The organism is Brenneria goodwinii, from assembly GCF_002291445.1.
Taxonomy (GTDB): Bacteria; Pseudomonadota; Gammaproteobacteria; order Enterobacterales; family Enterobacteriaceae; genus Brenneria; species Brenneria goodwinii.
In genome coordinates this window covers 2,556,558-2,577,487 of the sequence record NZ_CP014137.1, presented here as the reverse complement: position 1 = coordinate 2,577,487, position 20,930 = coordinate 2,556,558, and the positions used below count along the sequence as shown (strand labels likewise).

The window sequence follows — 20,930 nt, the reverse complement described above, 5'->3', positions numbered from 1 at the left end:
CGCCTGACTGGCGAGAGCGGCCGGGGAAATTGGATGCGTCAAATTGACAGCGATGCCGGCGGGCAGGGTAAAACCCCGCCTTAGCGGCGGGGCGAGGGCGATTAAGCGGGAGTTTAAAAAGTTTCCCAGTTGTTTTCGTCGCCGGAGGATTTCGCCGGGGCAAGATTGGCGTTTGCTTTATTCGTCAGTAGCGCCGTGTTTTCCGTTTTACGTCCTTTACTGACCGGACGAGAGTCGGCCTGTTGCGTAGCGGACAGACGAAAAGCGGCTACGACCCGATTCAGTATGCGCACCTGCTCTTCCAGCGCGATGGCGGCGGTAGCCGATTCTTCCACCAGCGCGGCGTTTTGCTGGGTTACGCTGTCCATTTCGCTCACTGCCACGCCCACCTGGGCGATGCCCTTGCTTTGTTCGTCGGAAGCGGAGGCAATTTCACCCATAATATCGGTCACGCGCCTTACGCCAGAGACGATCTCCTCCATGGTCGCTCCGGCATTTTCCACCAGTGAGGAACCTTCGTTTACGCGGCTGACGGAGTCGTCAATCAGGACGGCGATCTCTTTGGCCGCCTGTGCGCTACGTTGCGCCAGATTGCGCACTTCGCCCGCCACCACGGCGAACCCGCGGCCTTGTTCCCCAGCCCGCGCGGCCTCCACCGCCGCGTTCAGCGCCAGAATATTGGTCTGAAACGCGATACCGTCTATCACACTGATAATATCGGCAATTTTCTGTGAACTGCCGGAGATGTTACGCATGGTCGCCACGACGTTATTCACCACGTCGCCGCCTTTCTGCGCGCTTTCCGACGCGCTCAGCGCCAACTGGCTGGCCTGGCGGGCGTTTTCCGCGTTCTGTTTCACCGTGGCGGTCAACTGCTCCATACTGGCCGCCGTCTCTTCCAGCGCCGATGCCTGTTGCTCGGTGCGGGAAGAGAGATCGTTGTTGCCCGCGCTGATTTCCGTGGCGCCGGTCAGGATGGCTTCCGAGCTGTTGCGCACCTCGCTCACCAATCTGACCAGTTCATTCTGCATATGGCGCAGATTCTCCGCCAGAACGCCCATTTCATTCCTGCCGTGTACGTTCAGCGTATAGGCCAGATCGCCTGTGGCGATGTGACGGATATAGTCAATAATGTTGGTCAACGGGCGCATCAGCAAACGCTTGCTGCCGAACCACGCCAGCAGCGACAGCAGCGTGATGAGGGCGATCGTTACCCCCAGCGTCCACAGCGAGAGTTGGTAGTTACGGTTGTTTTGGGCGTCTATCTGTTGATAGGTCTGTGTGATGTCGTTCTGGTAAGCCTGGTAGGCTTTTTCCAGATTGTTCTGGAAGCCCTGAGTCGGCTGATCGAGAAACTTTTGGATTTCGTTGGTAGAGAGAAATTGAATCAGTTCGATGAGGGCGTCGTGATAGGCAAGATAATGTTTTTTTACCTCACTGACTTGCGCGGAGTTTTGGCTAATGCCGCTGGCCGTTTTTTCATAGCGGAGAAAATGTTCGTTGGCGTCATTCAGCGTGGCTTTGGCCGAGGCGAGCAGACCACTGGAGTCTGCCTTGGCTCCCAAACCGTTGACTTCCAGCACCGCGCGCGTGCCCGCCCGGTTCAAGGTAATGCGGGTTTGCAGCAGCAACGACCAGGCGGCATCCAATTCCGATTTTTGCAGATTGACCCTCTGCGAGGCGGTAAATGATTCTTTACTGTTGGTTAAGGCGTTGAAAAACAACCCACCTGAAACTAATTGCGATAAGTAGAATAGCGACAGTACCGCAATCAATCCAGTAACTACTTTTATACGATTAAACATTTCTTTTCCTTAAAAAATAACCATATGAAGCGTACGACACATGGTTATCGTCGGCTTTCCCTATAAACTTTATGTTATGTAAATATAAATGTTTATGTCTGGTTTTTAGCATGCTCGCGATCGTGGCCGGACGTTCAATCGCCGATACTCCGCCTTCGCCGGCTATGACACCCATGCTTTTTTCTTATAATAAAATGACTAAGGGGGATTTATTATGCTTGAGGTGATGGGAATATATATTGCCTACCCCTATTTGTTTTTATATTCGCAGGAAGATCGCGTCATGTGCGGATAAAAATAGAACCCTGCCAAAATATGATGTTGATCAATTTATTATCACTATGAGTTAGCATCAGAAAATATCATCACCGCCAGATATTATAAGTGACTCGTTGTTATCTAAAGTTTTTCCCCTTATTTTAAAATCAATAATTACTTTCCTCATTACGTCATGAGGGATTGTTATTTATGTTTTGGCTGATGCTTCTGTATGGTCATTACGTTTTTCCGGACGCTCGAATAATAAATTTGGCGGAGTCGCCGGAGGCGATTTAATAAATATAACCGAGGGGTAATTTTATGGCGGATGCTATTCATTTTGATGAACTTTCATTGGATCAAGCGATTGAAAGCGCCGAAACGCGCGGAATCATTATTTTGCCGGTGGCGACAACTGAGGCGCACGGCACCCATTTGCCGCTGGGAACGGATACGTTTACCGCCGAATGGATTGCGGCGGAATTAAGCCGTAAAACGGGTCTGCCCGCGTTGCTGCCGACGCCGATAAGAGCCGGCGCCTCGCCGACATTCCATTACGATGTCAATGGCGATCCAATCCCAGGGACGCTGGCCATCGGCCATGCCACCATGCATGCGCTGATTAAGGATATCGTTCGCGGGTTGTGGGCCACCGGGTTTCGTAAAGTGATTATCATTCAAGGACATGGACAGGAACCGAATTTTCAGGTCATTGCCCATGAAGTCGCAACCGAACTGCGCAGGGAAGGCAAGCCGATCTTCATCGGCGGCGCCACCTATTGGGAACTGGCGGCGCAAACGCTGCGTGACGAGCTGAATACGCCTTTCTATCATGCGGGTGAAGAAGAAACGAGTAATATTCTTTTTGTCAGGCCCGAGCTGGTAAAACTGGATACCGTCAGCGGTCATGAACTAAAACCGCTTCTCGATCGCAATCTGCTAAAACGCTCCGTCACCCATGATGAAACAGAGACGTTTGGCGTGATGGACATCGCCACATGGATTCCCATTCCCGCCGCCGGTCATAAAAGCCTCGGCGGGCTGGGAAAAACCGAAGATATCCTGACCGCCAGCGCGGAAAAAGGGCGCAAGATATTAAGCAAAGCGGCGGATAATTATCTGGCGCTGATTCGGGATTTGGAAACCCACTATGCGCCCGCGGAAGTGCCGGGAGTCGATGTCAGAACCCGCCCTGAAAAACCGCGTTTTAGCGTCGATTACTAACTGAAAAAATTATTCAGAATCTGAACGGCGTTATTTCACAATGATGTTGCGCCATGAAAAATAGAGTAACACAGCAACGGGTTAGTATTTTTATTGCTGATTATTCCCGCCAGTCAGTAATGGCTGCTGCGGGATAATTAATTTAAATAAAATTAAGTCGCGTTAATCGCAATTAAAAATATGATATTGATCAATTTATATCAGAGATCAGAAAATTTATTTCTCAAGCGCCGCCAGCCGCCGGGCAGTGATAATGCGGAATAACCCTTTATATTTTATGTTTTTTTATTTTAGATAAGCCAGGTAATCCAGATGAGGAAATAGCGTTAACCCGCTTGGCGGAAAAATATGATATTTTTTAACAAGAGAGTAACGAAGATATTCAATCCTGCTTTTCATATAATGATAGTCGATTATTTGATTTATTTTTACCGGCCTTTGTTGATAGCGTTTTTATTGACGATTTATTTCATGTTTTCACTCAGTAATTGGGTGTGAGTTTAATTTATGTGGGAAGTAATCAGATGATTTCAGGAAAGTACACCAGATATTTATATTTAATCCTGTCTTTATTGGCGGGCGCCATTTCCATGCACTCTCATTCGGCGCAGGCGCAGACGATAGTATTCGGCGTGGCGCCCGGCCCATACAGCGACATGATTAAATTCGCCATCAAGCCAGGACTAGAGCGGAAAAATTATCAAGTCAAGATCATGGAATTCAGCGATTACGTCCAGCCAAATCTGGCGCTGGCAAATGGCAGCATTGACGTCAATTTATTTCAGCATCTTCCTTATCTGAAAAAATTTTCCGCCGACAAGGGATTGAAACTGTCGCCGTTAATTAATGTTCCCACCGCCGGACTGGGGCTTTATTCCAAGGAAGTTAAAAGTCTGGATGAACTTAAGCAAGGCGATGTCGTGACGCTGTCGAACGATCCGACCAATCTGGCGCGCGGCATTCGTTTTCTGGCCAGTCTGGGACTCGTCACCCTGAAAGGGGATATCGATGCGACGAAAGCCACCGAAAGGGATATCGGCGGCAATCCGCGGGGGCTGGTATTCAAACCGCTAGAGGCGGCGCAACTGCCAAGAACGCTGGATAGCTCCGCCGCTTCGCTGGTGAACGGCAACTTCGCCATTGCCTCTGGCCTCAAGCTGTCGGACGCCATCGCGCTGGAAACGCTTGATGAAGAGATCAAGAACGTGGTGGCGGTTCGTACCGACGATTTGAATAAGCCGTTTGTCGCCGATATTAAAACGACTATCGAATCGCCGGAATTTGCCGCGGTGATACAGGATCCGCAATACATATTTCGCGACTTCCAGAAACCGCTTTGGCTGCAAAAGAAATTAGGACAGGAGTAAGGGCGTCTCATGACTAACACAACGGCTTACCGGCGTTATTGGGATGAGGTGGAAATACTGCCCCGCCAGGATCTTGAAGCGCTGCAATTGCAACGGTTAAAAACCACGCTTAACCATGCTTACCAGCACTCCCCATACTACAGGGAAGCGTTTGAGCGGGCGGGCGTACATCCGGAGGATTTACGGACTCTGGACGATCTGCGTCGTTACCCCTTTATCGATAAGCAGATTGAACGGGAGAGGCAGGGTGTCGCGCCCCTGCTGGGAGATATTTTGGCGATTCCTGAAGATCGGGTGGTCTTTGTCTCCGCGTCGTCCGGCAGCACCGGCGTGCCGACGCTGAGTCCGTTCAGCGCGGATGATTTTGAGCGCTATCAGGATATTCAGGCCCGGCTTTTCTGGGCCGTCGGCATGCGCCCGAACGATCGCTATGTGCATGCGCTCAATTTTACGCTGTTTGTCGGCGGGCCGGATGTTATCGGCGCCCAGAAGCTGGGGGCGCTCTGTTTTTGGGCCGGCACCATCCCGTCCGATCGCCTGCTGTATATCATGAAAACCTTCCAGCCCACCATAACCTGGACGACGCCATCCTATGCCTGGCATTTGGGTGAAACGGCGATTGCCCAGGGGATCGATCTGCATCGGGATCTGGCGCTGAAGCGCATTATCGTATGCGGCGAACCCGGCGGCTCTATCCCGGAAACCCGGCAAGCCATTGAAGCGCGCTGGGGCGTTCAGGTGTATGATTTTTATGGCATCTCTGATATTTACGGCGCTTGCGCCGGCTCCTGTGAAGCGCGGGAGGGTTTGCATCTGGCGGAAGACGATATTCTGCTGGAAGTGCTGGATCCGCTTACCGACCAGCCGGTGGCGGACGGTCAACCGGGCGAAATGGTGCTGACCACGCTGACCAAACAGGCGCGTCCGATGATCCGCTTTCGCACCGGGGATATTATCATCGCCAACCATTCGCCCTGCGCCTGCGGCCGAACCCATGTGCGCATCACGGTCACCGGACGCAAAGACGATATGTTTATTGTCTCCGGCGTGAATGTCTTCCCTGGCGATCTGGAGGCGATCGTGCGTGCGACGCCGGAGCTGAATGGCGAATACCGCATCACGCTGTATGAAGAAGATCACCTGACGCGTTTTGACCTTGAGGTCGAGCGTAACGGCAAGGCGGACGAAGACGATAGCCGGCTGGCAGCGCGTTTGCATCAGGAGATTAAAGCCCGGCTGGGGGTTCGCCCCAAACGGGTGCTGCTGCTGGCGCCGGAAACCCTGCCTCGTCACACCCATAAAGCGAAACGCGTTATCGATACGCGCAGTGCCTGCGCGCTCTAGATTCCACTGATGAAACACCATAAAAGGCGTAGGTGTAAGTATGCTTGATATTCTTTGGCTGGGGCGGGGAGGCCAGGGCGCCGTTACCGCGGCCCGGTTGTTGGGGCTGGGCGCGGTTCGCTTTGCCGATCTGGAAGCGATGGCCTTTCCCTCTTTCGGCCCCGAACGGCGGGGCGCGCCGGTTTATGCCTATACCCGGCTATCCCGCTCGCCTATCCGCGATCGCAGTCCGGTGCGTCAGGCTCTGGTGGCGGTGGTGATGGATGACGCCCTGTTGCCGCAGTTGCGCGCCGATCAGCTTTCCGCCGGGGCATTAATTCTGATTGACGGCAAGCATGAACAACGTTTTCAGCCACGATCTTACGGGCTGGAGTGGCGCGTCCCGGCGTGTCAGCTGGCGGAGCATCATCTGGGAAGCCGGCATACCAATACCGTTCTTCTCGGCGTACTCAATGGGCTGCTGTCTCTGCTTGCGCCCGCCGCGCTGGAGCATGCCATTATTTCCGAGTTCGCCCCTCAATGGCGGCCCCCGGCGCCCTTGCCGGAACGGGTTCGTCGCAATCTGGCGGCGTTTGACGCCGCCGGCCGGTTGGGCCGAGCGGAGAAAGACCTCGCCGGCCCGCTGGCCGCGTGGCTGGCTGTCCATCGTCAGGCCGTGGATCTTCAGGAGGCGACACATGCATGATTCGAGCGGGCATCAGGGGGCTAAAAGCGCCGACGGCGGGGCAATATCGCCGGATGACGCCGTTTTCGCGCGTCCTCGCCGCGCCCGCAAAGGCGAGTGCAGCCGGGATCCGCTGCCGGTGACGTTGCCGGGCCCCTGCCGGCGGCGAGCCCATCAAAAGCCTGATTTACTGCAATGGCCCGCTTCGCCCCAGTTAACCTCTGGTTATCTGGCGGCGGAAAACAGCGGCTGGCGCACCTCGCGGCCAAAAATTGAAGACAGCGCCTGTATTTGCTGCAACCTGTGTGTGTTGCTTTGCCCGGACGGCGCGCTGGCGAATACCCGGGACAACTATCCTCGTTTGCTGGCTGAATGGTGCAAAGGCTGCGGTATTTGCGCGCGCGAGTGCCCTAAAGACGCCATCAGTATGGCGAGCGAGTTCGAACCCTTATCAGCGGAGGCGCAACGCCATGACTAACGGAGCAGACATGCCGCCACGGGAGAGCCGAGATGAGTAAACCTGTAACGGGCGGCGCGCATTCGCATGAGCGTCTCGAAAGCGGGGAGCGCCTGTTTCTGTCGGGGGATGAGGCCGTCGCGCATGGCGTGCGCCTGTGTCGGCCCGCGGTGATTGCCGCTTATCCCATTACGCCGCAAACGGTGGTGGTGGAACGCCTGGCGGAAATGGTGGAAGAGGAAGCGCTCGACGCCGAATTTGTTCATGTGGAATCGGAACATTCGGCGCTTTCGCTGGTGATGGGCAGCGCAGCGATGGGGGTGCGCACCTTTACCGCCACCTCCTCCCAGGGATTGCTGTATATGGCCGAATGTCTGCCTTACAGCGCCGGAGGACGTTTTCCCCTGGTGATGATGAATGCCAACCGGGCGCTGGCGCTGCCGTGGAATATCTACGGCGATCAAAGCGATTCCCTTTCCCAGCTTGCCAGCGGCTGGATCCAGGTTTACGCCGAAACGGCGCAGGAGAGTCTGGACCTGATCATCCAGGCCTACGCGCTGGCCGAACATCCTGCCGTTCGTACGCCGGTACTGATTAATCTGGATGGTTTTGTTCTGACGCATACCTATGAGCCGGTGCAATTGCCCGCTCAGGCGCTGGTGGATGCATTTCTCCCCGATCGTTTTTTTGCCGAGGGCACGCCGGGAACCTTTAGCCTTGCCGACCCGCAAAGCCTGGCGATTACCGCCGGGCCGGGGGAATATACCGAGTTTAAATATCTGCAACATCAGGCGATGTGCGGCGCGTTAGGCGAAATCGCCGTGCTCAGCCGGCGTTTCCAATCCCATTTCGGCCGTGGCGAAGAGGGGCTGACGGACGGCGTCATCGAAAGTTACCGCCTTGATGATGCCGAGCGGATCGTCATCACGCTCGGCAGCGTGGCCGGTACGGTGCGCGCCGCCGTCGATACGCTGCGTGAGCGGGGAGAAGCGGTCGGGCTGCTGCGTTTACGCTACTTGCGTCCTTTCCCGCAGGCGGCGTTGCTCAACGCGCTGTTTGGTCATCATCGAACCCGGACGGTGCTGGCGATCGCCGTGCTGGAAAAAGATATCTCCTTCGGGCAGCAGGGGGCGGTGGCGGTGGAGGTCAAAGCCGCGTTGTTTGATTATGCCAGCGTAACCGGCAAGCGCCTGCCCTATGTAATCAACCAGATCGCCGGGCTGGGGGGGCAGGAGATCGGGTTGGAGGATGTGGTTCGGCTATATGGTGAATTAACACGGCCGCCTGCCCGCTGCGCTGAGGCGCCGGATCTGCGTTTTCTCGGCGTTAATCGGCCATCACCCGGCCTGTCGCCGCTTAACGCGGCCGCTGAGCGGGAGGATAACCATGTCCATATCGATTAAAGCCCTGCCGCCGGAAGAGTACTTTATCGGTCATAAAGCCTGTGCGGGCTGCGGCGGCAGTCTGGTGGTGCGTCTGGCGCTGAAAGTGTTCGGCCCCAAAAGCCATGTGGTGATCCCGGCGGGCTGCATGTCGGCGGTCGGTTTTATCTATCCGCAAATGGCGGTGGGCGTGAATGCCATGATCGCGCCGTTCGCGGCGACCGGCGCGGTGCTCTCAGGGCTGGCGGCGGCACTGCGCGCCAAAGGCATCACCGATATTCCGGTGGTCGGGTTCGCCGGCGACGGCGCCACGGCGGATATCGGCCTGCAATCCTTGTCCGGCGCGTTCGATCGTCAGGAGCGCATTATCTATATTTGCTACGACAATGAAGCCTACATGAACACCGGCATTCAGAAGAGCGGCGCCACGCCCTGGGGGGCAAAGACCACCACATCGCCGACCGGTTTCAAGCCTTACCGCCTCAACGTCAAGAAAGACCTGTTGCAAATCGCGGCGGCCCATCATGTGCCCTATGCCGCCACCGCCAGCGTGGGGCAGCCCTCCGATCTATTGAAAAAGCTGGAGAAGGCCGCGTCCGTCGATGGCCCGGCCTTTCTGCATGTGTTTGCGCCTTGCCCCACCGGCTGGGGTTGCGCCAGCGACAGCACTATCGCGCTGGGGAAAAGCGTGGTGGATACCGGGCTTTGGCCGTTGCTGGAATACCAACAGGGGGTGCTGACTATCAATCGGAATCCTAATCGGTTTGCGCCGTTGGAAAGTTATTTTTCGGGGCAGGGCAGATTTAAATCGCTGGATCCCGACCTGCTGGGCGCATTGGCCGTTGCGCGCGATGAGCGCTGGCGTGAACTGCGGGCCTGGGCGGATGCCACGGCGCAGGCGGTGTGCGAATAACCTGGTTGACGGCCTGCCGCGGAGAACGGTGACTTGGCGATTCGGCCCTGATGCGAGACGCGCGCATCAGGGCCGAACTGGCTTATACCGTTTTTGTCTCCGCCGTTTTCGCGCCGCGGGAGTAATACAGCACCAGCAGCAGCCCGACGCCGGCAATCAACGCGCCGGTTACCGGGATATAAACATAGCCCAATCCTCCTGCGATCACCGCGCCGCCGGCGGCGGCGCCTAACGCATTGCCCAGGTTAAATGCCCCGATATTGATCGATGAGGCCAAGCCCGGCGCTTCATGCGCCACCCGCATGACATTCATCTGCAGCGGCGGCACGACGCCGAACGTCGCCATCCCCCATACGATCATGCTGAATGCCGCGCCGACTTCACTTCTGGCCAGCCAGGGGATCGCCAGCATCGTCACGATTAGCAGCAGGAAAAACCCTTTCAGCGTACCGTTAAGCGAACGGTCGGCCAGACGCCCGCCCAAATAGTTGCCCAGTGAAAAGCCAACCCCGATTAAAACCAACATCACGGTGATAAAACCCGGCGACGCATGCGTGAGGGTCGCCAGCACCGGTGAAATGTAGGTATACAGGGTGAACATGGCCCCGGCGCCCAGAACGGTGGTCAGCAACGACACCACCACGACCGGGCGCGTCAGTACGGCCAACTCCTGCCGGACCTGGGGGCGCTTCCCTTTACTGCCCGACGGCAATGACAGCAGCAGACTCAGCATCGCCACCAGCCCCAGCGCCGATGTGGCGGCAAAAGACATACGCCAGCCGATCATTTCTCCTAACCAGGTCGCCGCCGGAACGCCGCCGATGTTTGCAATGGTCAGGCCCATAAACATAGTGGCGACGGCGCTGGCCTGCTTATCTCGGGTGACGACGCTTGCCGCCACCACCGAACCAAGACCAAAAAAGGCGCCGTGATTCAAACTGGTAATCAATCGTGAAAGCAACAGCACCGTATAATTGGGCGAGAGTGCCGATAGCAGATTTCCCAGCGTGAAAATGCTCATCAGAAAAATCAGCGCGCTGCGATGAGAATAACGCGCCAGTAATAACGTCATAATCGGCGCGCCAACCATTACGCCGATCGCATAGGCACTGATTAACATACCTGCGGCGGGGATGGAGACATCGACGCCGCGTGCAATAACCGGTAATAATCCCATCGGGGAAAATTCTGTGGTACCAATAGCGAATGCGCCTGTGGCTAAGGCCACCAGTGGAAAATTGAGTTTCATCAACAGCAGATCCTGATAGAAAAATGCCGTAACCGTTCCGGTTTTATTCCGGAACGCGTTATCGCCGGAAGTCACGGGAAAAATAAATGAGAACAGACAGCCGCGTCCCCGCCCCTGATAATAGGGGTAGGGAAAAGCGACTGTCTGTTCTTGGTTTGCGAGCGGTTAATCGTCCCAGCGGGCAGCCAGACCATCAGGACTGACTTCGCGGCCGCCGCGATCCAGGCCGGCGATTTCCGCCATATCGGCCTGCGTCAGCGTGAGCTGTTGCGCCAGTAGATTGCTGGCCAGGTTTTCCCGCTTGGTCGATGACGGGATGACCGAAAATCCGGACTGTAGCGCCCAGGCCAGCGCCACCTGGGCCGGCGTTGCCTGATGACGCTGGGCGATGGCGTTAATGACCTTGTCTTTCAGGATTTTGCCATACGCCAATGTCATGTATGAAGTAATGGCGATATTCTGCTGTTTCAGGAAGGAAACCAGCTTGGGGCTTTGCAGATAGGGGCTTAATTCAATTTGATTGGTGGCGATCTGATCTTTCCCTACCGCCGCCATCGCCGCCTGCGTTTCCGCGATGGGAAAATTGGAGATGCCGATCTGACGGCTTAACCCCTGCGCTTTGGCTTCGGCCAGCGCGGTCATGAATTCATCCACGCCGACGCCGTTGCCGGGAGCGGGCCAGTGGATTAACGTCAGATCCACATAATTAGTGCGTAATTTTTTCAGACTTTCTTGCAGGCTGGGGATCAGCTTGTCTTTGGCGTAATTATCCACCCAGATTTTAGTGGTAATAAATAATGCATCGCGATCGATGCCGGATTCGGCGATAGCCTGGCCCACTTCCGCTTCATTATTGTAAATCTGAGCGGTATCAATCGCGCGGTATCCCACATCCAGCGCATTACGTACGGAATCAATAACCACCTGACCGGTCAACCGGAAGGTTCCCACTCCAAACGCAGGAATAGTCATATTCTTACCTCCTGAAAAATAGCAAAATTTAATTTCTCAACGATTACATATGGCTACGTGAGGCTTGCTGCCATCGAGATCATTATTATGGCAGCCTGATGTCTCAGATATAGTGGCGTAATTGCGAAAGATAATTGCCTTGAGATCAATAATGATCGGTTTTATTGGTTGAACAGCCTCTTACCAGATTAGACGGTTATCCCCGATAGCGCATACGGCCTTGCGCCGTTTTCTCCAGCAGCGCCGCCAGCATTTGGGCGATGGCCGCAAAGTCCGTTTCGTTTTTCCCTTGCCGCGTCATAAATTGCGTGCCGACGCGCAGCGCGAATTCATTCAGCGCCCGCGGATCGGCGCAGGTGCCGACCAAAATGCCGTGCTGTTCAAGGGCGGTAATGGTTGCTTTCGGCGACAGCGATGAATCCATCGGGATTAATAGCTGATGGGTGGCGGTTTGCGGCGGTCGCGCGGCAATCACCGCTACGCCCGCGGCTCGCAGCGCGTCGGCCATCGCGGCCGTGTTGCGGCAAATTTGCCGCGCATAGTCGGCGCCGTTCCGGCGGGTTTCCATCAGGGTAACCAATAACGACGGAAGACAACCGGCATCGCCATTGGCGATCATCCGGCTTTCGATTAACTGCGACAGAAGCTGGCGATCTTGCGCATCATGGCCGGCGATTATGCTGTGCGGACGCCCTGGGAATGTTTTATAGGTCGAACTGGTCATGATATCGACACCCAGCGCCAGCGGATTGGGAAACATCCCGCCCGCAATAAGCCCTAACACATGGGACGCATCGAAAATGACTTTACCGCCGACCCGGTGCGCGCTGGCGACCACGGGCGCGATATCGTCGGCCTTGATCATCACGGAACGGCCCAGCATCACCAGTTTGGGTTTTTCGGCGAGGATCATCTCGGCGGCGGCCGCGGCATCCAGGCCGTCGTTTTCCGCGTCGTACGGAAGATCCGTCACCTTCAGCCCCGCCAGTTCAGGGGTTCCTCCGCGCCGCTGGCTTAAGTGGCCGCCATGGGCCGCGGCCGGGGCCAGCAGCAGATCGCCGGGTTGAGAAAACGCATGGAACACCGCCAGATTCGCCATCGTGCAGTTCGCCAGGCGCGTTTCCGCCCATTGCGAACCGAACAGCGCATTGATTTCGTTTTCCACGGCGATTTCCAGTTTGGATACCAGATCGGTGTCCGGCTGTTCCTTGGCAAAACGTGGGCCCATGGCCGGATAGGCGCTCAGCGCCGGCGAATAGGCGGCGATCGCCGCTTCACTGGGTAAATTGGCCCCGGCGTAAAGCACGATGCGATCGTTCCGCAAGGTGTTAAGACGCGCGGCGCAAAGGCGCAACAGCGCGCCGTTTTCTTCGGTGACCTCGGCATCGCCGGTCTGGTCGTTATGTTGTGTTATGGGCATTTAATTCACCAATCTGTTTGAAAAAGAGCGATCCCCTGCATCTTGCTGGTCGTAGGCGGAGGATCGCCGCCGGAAATCTCGCGCGGTAAGGCATTGCATGTTCTGATCCCCGGATTTCATCATGGTTCAACGGATAATGGCGGTGCGTTTTTGCAGTTGTCGCACCGCTTGAGACGCCAGATAGGAAATGACGAAATAAACGGCGGCGGCGAACAGATACATTTCCAGCAAACGCCCGTCGCGCTGGGCGACCTTGGCGGCCGCGCCAAGAAAATCGGTAATCGACAGGACATACACCAGCGAGGTGTCCTGAAACAGGATGATGGTCTGGGTCAGGAACAGCGGCAGCATGTTGCGCATGGCCTGGGGCAGAATGATGTACAGCATGGTTTGCCTCCCGGTCAATCCCAGCGCCAGCGACGCCTGAGACTGGCCGCCGGGCAGCGACTGAATGCCGGAACGGACGATTTCGCAAAAATAGCAGGCTTCGAACAGCGTAAAGGTGATGACCGATGACCAGAAGGGATCGACCCTGACCGGAAAAGCGGCGCCGGTAATCCATTGCAGAATATAGGGCACCAGAAAATAGAACCAGAAGATCACCAGCACCAGCGGCAGCGAGCGCAATAGGTTGACATAACCCGCGGCCAGCATGGCCAGCGCCTTGAATCGGGACAGGCGCATTATCGCCAGCAGCGTGCCGAAGACAATGCCCAGCGCCGTGGCGAAGAAGGTTAACTTCAGCGTAAAGCTCATGCCGGTCAGAAACAGATAGGGCAGGGCGTTGCCGATGGTCTGAAAATCAAATCCCGTCAGCATGATGTCACCCCTTCTTCCGGTTCTGATCCATACCGAATCCCGGCAGCGCCGCTCTTTTTTCCATACTGCGCATGACAAAGACGATGATCAGGTTAAGCAGCAGGTAAAGCACGGTGGCGGCGGTAAAGGCTTCAAACACCTGAAAACTGTTTTCCTGCATGGCGCGGGCGCTGCCGGTGAGTTCCACCAGGCCGATAGCCAGCGCAACCGAGGTGTTTTTAGTACAGCTGAGAAATTCCGAGGTGATGGCCGGCATCACGATACGAAACGCCACCGGCAGTAACACGAAGCGATAAGTTTGCGGCAGCGTTAATCCCAATGCCTGCCCGGCCATGCGTTGTCCTTTGGACAGGCTTTCCAGCCCGGCGCGCACCACTTCCGCCATGCGCGCGCCGTGATAGCAGCCCAGACAGAGCGTTGCGGTATAAAACTGCGCGTTAGGCAACTGTTTTAGCCAGTTGCCCGCCGATTCAGGCAGCGCTTCCGGCAAGACGAAGTACCAGAGAAACATTTGCATTAACAACGGAATATTACGGAATAGCTCGACGAATGCGCTGCCGCAGCGATTCAGGATGGCAAACGGCGTATTGCGGGCGATGCCCGCCAGCGAACCCAGCAATAGCGCGATGCTAAAGGCGCAGACGGCCGTAACGGCCGTCCAGCCAAGACCCATCACCAGCGTTTGCCAGTAACTGTTGGTCCCATCAAGCGACATATCGAAAAATATGTTCCAGTTCCAGTTGTAATTCATCGTTTCTCAAACTAGCCATTCTTATTATTTACAGCGTTTGTCGGCCTATGTGCCGCCGACGTGATTCCCTGGATATGGCGCTAAATCGCATGCGTCGATAGCAAAGTAATATGGGTCTGTTTCTTAGCGGTAAAGCTCAGGATCCGGATCGTCGGTTGGATGAGCGATCGCTTTCTGCAACTGCGTCGACATCGGGAAGTTCATATTGACGTTTTTCGGCGGGATCGGCTGAGTAAACCATTTATCGTAGAGCGCGGTAATGGCGCCGCTGCTGTACAACCCTTCAATGGTGGTATTGACCAGCGCCTTAAACTGCTCGTCGTTACGGCGCAGCATGATGCCATAGGGTTCTACCGAGAGCGGTTCTGTCGAAATCTGGTAGTCGTCGGGATTCTTGGCCGTTGCCCGGGCGCCGGCCAGGGAAACGTCATCGAAAATTAAGGCGGCGGCCCGGCCGGTTTCCAGCGTTAGCATGCCTTCGGCCAGATCTTTGGCGGAAAGAATGGTCATGCCCAATTTCTCGGCGTTATTCGCGTCATTGATAATCCTGACGCTGGTGGTGCCCGCCAGCGTGACGACGGTTTTGCCCTTTAGATCCGCCATTGACGCCACCGGCGCGGATTTCTTGGCAAGAATCCGCACGGCGGCGACGAAATAGGTGGTGGAGAAGGTCACCTGCTTTTGACGCTCCGCGTTGTTGGTGGTGGTGCCGCATTCCATATCAATGGTGCCGTTGGTCAGCAGCGGAATGCGCGTCGTGCCGGTGACCGGCATGGTGCTGACCGCCAGGTCGGACTTGTTCAGCTTGGTTTTTACCGCGTCGACCACCGCGGCGCAGATATCCATCGCGTAGCCGATCGGTTTCTGATCGTCGTCGTAGTAGGAAAAGGGAACCGCGCCGTCGCGGTGTCCCACGGTTATCTGGCCGCTATCGGCGATTTTTTTTAATGTTCCCTGCAACTCCTCGGCGCCGGCCGATGCCGTAGTCAGAATGAGCGTGCACAGGGATGTAGCCAATATCTGTCGTTTCATGGTTGCTCCGCGTAAATAGAGTTAATTGCTCTTTCATACTGATGGCCGACTCGCGTTTCGCCGAGGTTATTCAATCCGGTAAACAAAGCGCAGCGGGAGTTCGATTGGTCGATAATCGATCAGTTTCGCGGAGACGGTCAATAAAAAATAATAATGTATAATTAATTCATTTTGCAGAAACGCCGAAAAGACGGCGAATATTGCCGGCTTTAACGGACGGTTAGCCTTATAATTCAGTTAATTAACGCGAGATATGCGTAATATGGTTAATGGCGGGAAATATAAATAAAAGTTATGACTGCTAGTGATGGCTGGTGGTGGATGTATTGACGGCGTTACGTACGGCGTTTGCGGTGCTCATCACATGCTTGCGCAGCGTGGCCGCCAGTTGCTCCGCATTTTTTTCCCGCAGGCACTGCAGGATCTCTTCATGTTCCTGCACCGCTAACCGCCAGTCCTGGGGAAGTTGCCGTATGGTATGGCGAATATTTCTAATGCGCAGTTCAAGATTATGGTACAGCGCGATCAACGACTGGTTATGCGTTGCGGCAAATATGGCTAAATGAATTTCCCGATTCAGCCTGGAATACTCCAGTCTGTCGAGCTGCTGGTAAGCCTGCAGCATGGCGTTATGCAGTTGCTCGATATGGGTCAACTCGTCGCCGGTAATGTGCTGGCAGGCTATTTCGCCGGCCAGTCCTTCCAGACTGGCAATAATGGGGAATATTTCAAACAGCTCGTCGTCCGTCAGCGTGGCGACGCGGGCGCCGCGCTGAGGCAGCAGAACAATCATCCCTTCGGTGGCAAGAACTTTAAGCGCTTCGCGCAGCGGCGTTCGCGATATCTCAAACTGTTCGCACAGCGCTTTTTCGGGTATCCGGCTGCCCGGCTCCAGTTCGCCGCTGACGATCATTTCACGAATAAGATCCGCAATCTCGCTATGGAGCGTTTTTCGTGAAATGGACATTCCTTTGAGCATGGGAACCTTCTTTAGCAGAATGACGGCGTGGCCAACGAACATGGGAATTATGCTAGCAAGCTAACAATAGCATAATGCATAGCGCTTTCAGACTTCAACTATCCCTTTGACCGGCGCAGCTTAGCTGATGACAAGGGGGAACGCGTATAGCTATCGGCAGATTATGATACCTGGCCGAGGCGTTGGTTATCGTGATGGGAAGCATTCGGCTAGGGCTGGGATACAAGGCAATGAAATTGCGAGCAAAAGTGTTTTGTCACATATCGGCGGCGCCTGCGGGAATTAAATCCCGCTAGTGCCGCTGTGGCTGGCAATTCAGTCAGCGGGTGATGGCGTTGGCCGTATCCAGCAGGCGATGGCGTCGCGCATGGCGGCCAATCGTTTATCCAACGCTTCCGGCGCGGTGAGATCCTGCTGGTAGACGATGGAAAGGGTGGAGCAGTTTATTAGATAGAAAAATCCGAGAGCGGAAATCGAAATGTTCAACTGCATGGCGTCCAACCCTGCTTTTACGGTGCCTTCCCGTTCGCCGCGGCTGAGTAGCGACTGCGAGATCCCTTGCCAGCTTAGATTGATATCGTCAATATTGCGCGAGGCTTTCAGGTGACGCGCCTTTTGCTGGTTCTCGCTACTTAGCAGCCGGATAAATTCGGGATGCTCCAGGTAGTAGCGCCAGGTAAAATCCACCAGTTGTAAAATCGCCTCATCGGCGGGCAGATGATCCAGTTGTAGCGCCGCCTCTTCCTTGCGAATCCCCCGATAGGCGTCTTCCAGCACGCGGGTGAAAAGCTCGTCCTTATTATTAAAATAATGATAAATAAGTTGTTTATTGATGTCAGCCAGACTGGCGATCTGCTCAACGCGGGCGCCGTCAAATCCTTTCTCTGCAAACTCTTTGCTTGCAGCGGCCAGGATCCTCGCCTGGGTAAGTGCCGGGTCACGTTTACGTTTAGACTTTATTTCTTCTGCCACGCCACCACCTCAAAGTATTGATCGAATGTATTTTTTGCCCGCGAAAAACCATTGATAACGCGCCTAATCCTACCATAGCGCGCGGGCGCAATAACAATGGCTGTGACGACAAATCCATCACGAGATACACGGGCTATTGCTCAGCGCATTAGCGGTGGCGCGCTGCGCGCGCTAGAGGACGGGGCAGCCGGGTAGAAGAGGCAAACCCGCGACGCGTGGCGCCGTCGTCGGTGTGAAATCCAACGATCCGCACAACGATCGACATTGTGATCCTGCTCGAAAATGTATCAACCAATTGGTTGATTATGCGAGTTGGATCATTTTTTTTACCCCGTACCCGCTCTAGAATCATTAAATAACCAAACGGTTGGTTGATTGTAATTTGCTGAATAATAAAGTAATGGAGATCATATGACGACAACAACTCGCCCAGTGGCGCTGATCACCGGCTCAACGCGGGGCATTGGCAGACAGTGCGCCATTGAACTGGCTAAACAGGGATTCAATGTGGCGATTAACGGTCGGGATACGCCAGACGGCCTGTTGCGCCAGCAGGCGTTGGTCGATCTGCTTGGCGAGTACGGCGCAGAGGCGATAGCGTGCTCCGGCAACGTGGCACAGCTCGAACAACACCAACCGATGCTGGAGCGTATTCTCGAACGCTGGGGACGCTTGGACTGTCTGGTCAATAATGCCGGCACCGCGGCGAAACAGCGCGGCGATCTGTTGGACGTCAGCGCCGAAAACTATCAGTACTGCCTGGATATCAACGCGCAGGCGATGTTTTTCCTCAGCCAACGCGCCGCGCGCATCATGCTGCAACAGGGCGAACTTAACGGTTATCACCGCAGCATTATCAATATCACCTCGTGCAGCGCATCGATCCTGTCCATCAACCGCGCCGAATACTGTGTCTCCAAAGCGGCGGCCAGCATGGTCACTCAGCTTTTCGCCTTACGTCTGGCCGAAGAGGGGATCGGCGTTTACGAGGTGCGCCCCGGCATTATCAATACGGATATGACCCGCGTGGTGAAGCCGAAATACGATCGACAAATTGCCGATGGGCTGGTGCCGATGAAGCGCTGGGGAGAAACGCAGGATGTCGCTCAGGTGGTGCAAACCCTGGCGGCGGGCAGGCTGCCGTTTACCGTTGGGCAAATTATCAATGTCGATGGCGGGCTGAATGTTCCTCATTTTTAATAAAAACAACAACTAGCTAGTGCGAAAGCAACGCATCAGGTCACCGGGGGAATCATCTATGGCAACACATTCTATTGGCATCATTATGCATGGCGTGACGGGCCGCATGGGGAAAAATCAGCATCTGATTCGTTCCATCGTCGCGATTCGCCAGCAGGGCGGCGTCGCGCTGGCGAATGGCGATCGATTAATGCCCGATCCGATTTTGGTGGGACGCAACGAAGACAAAGTCGCCGCGCTTGCCCGCAAGTACCGGATAGATCGCTGGACGACCGATCTGGAACTGGCGCTCGGCAATCCACAGGACATCATCTTCTTTGACGCCGCCACGACGCAGGCGCGTCCGGCGTTATTAAAGCGGGCGATCGCCGCCGGAAAACATATTTACAGCGAAAAGCCCGTCGCGGTCAGTCTGGAGGAAGCGCTCGATCTCTATCGTTTCGCCGAAGAACGCGGGGTGAAACACGGCGTCGTCCAGGACAAGCTGTGGCTGCCCGGATTGCAGAAACTCCAGATGCTGAACCAGTCCGGTTTTTTCGGCAAAGTGCTTTCCGTGCGCGGCGAGTTCGGCTACTGGGTTTTCGAAGGCGATCTGCAACCGGCCCAACGCCCTTCCTGGAATTATCGCCAGCAGGACGGCGGCGGCATCATTCTGGATATGATTTGCCACTGGCGCTACGTCATCGACAATCTTTTCGGCGAAATAAAAAGTCTGAGCTGCTTTGGCGCGACGCATATTCCGCAACGCTGGGATGAAAATGGTCGCCCCTATGCCGCAACGGCCGACGATGCCGCCTATGCCACCTTTGAACTGCACAATGGCGTGCTGGTGCAAATTAATAGCTCATGGTGCGTACGCGTACGGCGGGACGATCTGGTGACTTTCCAGGTCGATGGCGTCAACGGTTCCGCCGTGGCCGGCCTGACCGATTGCCGCACCCAGTCCAGCGTCAATACGCCTAAACCGGTATGGAATCCGGATGTCCGTCAGACTCACGACTTCTATCAGGACTGGGCGCCGATGCCTGAAAACCAGCTTTATGACAACGCCTTCAAAGTGCAATGGGAACTGTTCCTGCGGCACGTATGGGGAGAGGGCGACTTCAAATGGAATCTGCTGGAAGGGGCGAAAGGCGTACAGCTGGTCGAGCTTGCGCTGCAAAGCTGGCGCGAGCGCCGCTGGCTAGACGTTCCCGCGTTGAACCGTTAATGATGGCGCTGAATAAGGAGTCATACTGATGTCTGAACATCACAATCAACAACCCGACGCCAATCTGCTTTCACTGAATACGGCCACGGTTCGCCAACAATGGACGCTCGATAAAATTATCGACGGCTGCGCTCGCCATGACATCCGCGGTATTTCCCCATGGCGCGACCAAACCCACGCCCTGGGGGTGAAGGAGGCCGCCCGCCGCATCCGCGCCCATCAACTGACGGTTACCGGCTATTGCCGCGGCGGCATGTTTCCCGGCGCAACCGCTCAGCAGCGCCGTCATAACGACGACGATAATCGCCGCGCGGTGGATGAAGCGCTTGAGCTGAACGCGCAATGCCTGGTGCTGGTGGTCGGCGGCCTGCCGGAAGGCAGCAAGGATCTCAGGCAGGCGCGCGGGCAGGTGCGGGACGGGCTGGCGACGATGCTGGAATACTCGCGTTCGGTGTCCATGCCGCTGGCTATCGAACCGCTGCACCCGATGTATGCCGCCGACCGCGCCTGCGTCAATACGCTCGAACAGGCCAACGATCTGTGCGACGAGCTGGGCGATGACGGGCTGGGCATCGCCGTCGATCTCTACCATACCTGGTGGGATGCCAAATTCGCGCAACAGGTTGAGCGTGCGGGAAAATCGCGGCTGCTCGCTTTTCATATCTGCGACTGGCTGGCATCGACGCAAGATCTGCTGCTCGATCGCGGCATGATGGGCGATGGCGTTATCGATATCCGCGGAGCGCGACGGACGGTGGAGGAACAGGGATACCGCGGTTTTCACGAAGTAGAGATTTTCTCAGCCAAGAACTGGTGGCTGCGGGATCCCGATGAGGTGCTGGAGACGTGTAAACAACGTCATCTGGCGTGTTGCTAGGACATCAGAAAAATACGATTTCCAGAAGTTGTCGC

General features: G+C 55.7%; 19 protein-coding genes. 10 read left to right on the top strand and 9 right to left on the bottom strand.

Annotated elements, in window-relative coordinates; genetic code table 11:
* Positions 1-113 precede the first annotated feature (113 nt).
* The gene (locus ACN28R_RS11475) at positions 114-1,805 is read right to left on the bottom strand and encodes a methyl-accepting chemotaxis protein (RefSeq protein ID WP_095834477.1); all 1,692 of its coding nucleotides are present in this window, start codon (positions 1,803-1,805) and stop codon (positions 114-116) included.
* Between the two features lie 579 nt (positions 1,806-2,384).
* On the opposite strand from ACN28R_RS11475, the gene ACN28R_RS11470 reads away from it, so the two are divergent.
* From ACN28R_RS11470 to ACN28R_RS11440, 7 genes are all read left to right on the top strand, one after another.
* Positions 2,385-3,287: a creatininase family protein gene (locus tag ACN28R_RS11470; RefSeq protein ID WP_095834476.1), complete on the top strand. Its 903-nt coding sequence runs from the start codon at positions 2,385-2,387 to the stop codon at positions 3,285-3,287.
* 524 nt (positions 3,288-3,811) lie between these two features.
* Positions 3,812-4,654 (top strand): MetQ/NlpA family ABC transporter substrate-binding protein, encoded by an 843-nt coding sequence (locus ACN28R_RS11465; protein WP_095834475.1) that lies wholly within the window; start codon positions 3,812-3,814, stop codon positions 4,652-4,654.
* Between the two features lie 9 nt (positions 4,655-4,663).
* The gene (locus ACN28R_RS11460) at positions 4,664-5,998 is read left to right on the top strand and encodes a phenylacetate--CoA ligase family protein (RefSeq protein ID WP_095834474.1); all 1,335 of its coding nucleotides are present in this window, start codon (positions 4,664-4,666) and stop codon (positions 5,996-5,998) included.
* A gap of 40 nt (positions 5,999-6,038) precedes the next feature.
* Positions 6,039-6,683 carry a 2-oxoacid:acceptor oxidoreductase family protein gene (locus ACN28R_RS11455; protein WP_095834473.1) on the top strand — a complete coding sequence of 215 codons (645 nt, stop codon included), beginning with the start codon at positions 6,039-6,041 and terminating at the stop codon, positions 6,681-6,683.
* Positions 6,676-7,140: a 4Fe-4S dicluster-binding protein gene (locus tag ACN28R_RS11450; RefSeq protein WP_095834472.1), complete on the top strand. Its 465-nt coding sequence runs from the start codon at positions 6,676-6,678 to the stop codon at positions 7,138-7,140. The genes ACN28R_RS11455 and ACN28R_RS11450 overlap by 8 nt, the downstream gene beginning before the upstream one ends.
* A 32-nt stretch (positions 7,141-7,172) precedes the next feature.
* Positions 7,173-8,522, top strand: a complete 1,350-nt coding sequence (gene porA / locus ACN28R_RS11445) for a pyruvate ferredoxin oxidoreductase (protein ID WP_095834471.1) — start codon at positions 7,173-7,175, stop codon at positions 8,520-8,522.
* Entirely contained in the window at positions 8,506-9,414 is a 909-nt protein-coding gene (locus ACN28R_RS11440) for a thiamine pyrophosphate-dependent enzyme (protein WP_095834470.1), read from the top strand. The genes porA and ACN28R_RS11440 overlap by 17 nt, the downstream gene beginning before the upstream one ends.
* Before the next feature lie 82 nt (positions 9,415-9,496).
* On the opposite strand, the gene ACN28R_RS11435 is transcribed toward ACN28R_RS11440, so the two are convergent.
* From ACN28R_RS11435 to ACN28R_RS11400, 8 genes are all read right to left on the bottom strand, one after another.
* Complete coding sequence (locus ACN28R_RS11435; protein ID WP_095835789.1) at positions 9,497-10,663, bottom strand: MFS transporter; 1,167 nt, start codon at positions 10,661-10,663, stop codon at positions 9,497-9,499.
* A 165-nt stretch (positions 10,664-10,828) separates the two neighbouring features.
* Positions 10,829-11,635, bottom strand: coding sequence for a 2,5-didehydrogluconate reductase DkgB (gene dkgB / locus ACN28R_RS11430; protein ID WP_095834469.1), 807 nt, complete (start codon positions 11,633-11,635; stop codon positions 10,829-10,831).
* A 196-nt stretch (positions 11,636-11,831) separates the two neighbouring features.
* The gene (locus ACN28R_RS11425; RefSeq protein ID WP_095834468.1) at positions 11,832-13,055 is read right to left on the bottom strand and encodes a beta-eliminating lyase-related protein; all 1,224 of its coding nucleotides are present in this window, start codon (positions 13,053-13,055) and stop codon (positions 11,832-11,834) included.
* 126 nt (positions 13,056-13,181) lie between these two features.
* Positions 13,182-13,874, bottom strand: a complete 693-nt coding sequence (locus tag ACN28R_RS11420; protein ID WP_095834467.1) for an amino acid ABC transporter permease — start codon at positions 13,872-13,874, stop codon at positions 13,182-13,184.
* Between the two features lie 4 nt (positions 13,875-13,878).
* Positions 13,879-14,625, bottom strand: coding sequence for an amino acid ABC transporter permease (locus tag ACN28R_RS11415; protein ID WP_095834466.1), 747 nt, complete (start codon positions 14,623-14,625; stop codon positions 13,879-13,881).
* 123 nt (positions 14,626-14,748) lie between these two features.
* Positions 14,749-15,657, bottom strand: coding sequence for a transporter substrate-binding domain-containing protein (locus ACN28R_RS11410; RefSeq protein WP_095834465.1), 909 nt, complete (start codon positions 15,655-15,657; stop codon positions 14,749-14,751).
* 301 nt (positions 15,658-15,958) lie between these two features.
* Positions 15,959-16,678, bottom strand: coding sequence for a GntR family transcriptional regulator (locus ACN28R_RS11405; protein WP_236840217.1), 720 nt, complete (start codon positions 16,676-16,678; stop codon positions 15,959-15,961).
* Between the two features lie 273 nt (positions 16,679-16,951).
* Complete coding sequence (locus tag ACN28R_RS11400; protein ID WP_095834464.1) at positions 16,952-17,608, bottom strand: TetR/AcrR family transcriptional regulator; 657 nt, start codon at positions 17,606-17,608, stop codon at positions 16,952-16,954.
* Positions 17,609-18,019: 411 nt separating this feature from the next.
* Between ACN28R_RS11400 and ACN28R_RS11395 the strand changes: the two genes are divergently transcribed.
* From ACN28R_RS11395 to ACN28R_RS11385, 3 genes are read left to right on the top strand one after another with little or no spacing between them, the layout of a single operon-like run.
* Positions 18,020-18,808: a 3-ketoacyl-ACP reductase gene (locus ACN28R_RS11395; RefSeq protein ID WP_048639549.1), complete on the top strand. Its 789-nt coding sequence runs from the start codon at positions 18,020-18,022 to the stop codon at positions 18,806-18,808.
* 58 nt (positions 18,809-18,866) lie between these two features.
* Positions 18,867-20,018, top strand: a complete 1,152-nt coding sequence (locus tag ACN28R_RS11390) for a Gfo/Idh/MocA family protein (protein WP_095834463.1) — start codon at positions 18,867-18,869, stop codon at positions 20,016-20,018.
* Positions 20,019-20,046: 28 nt separating this feature from the next.
* Positions 20,047-20,895: a sugar phosphate isomerase/epimerase family protein gene (locus tag ACN28R_RS11385; RefSeq protein ID WP_048639547.1), complete on the top strand. Its 849-nt coding sequence runs from the start codon at positions 20,047-20,049 to the stop codon at positions 20,893-20,895.
* The last annotated feature ends 35 nt before the right edge of the window (positions 20,896-20,930 follow it).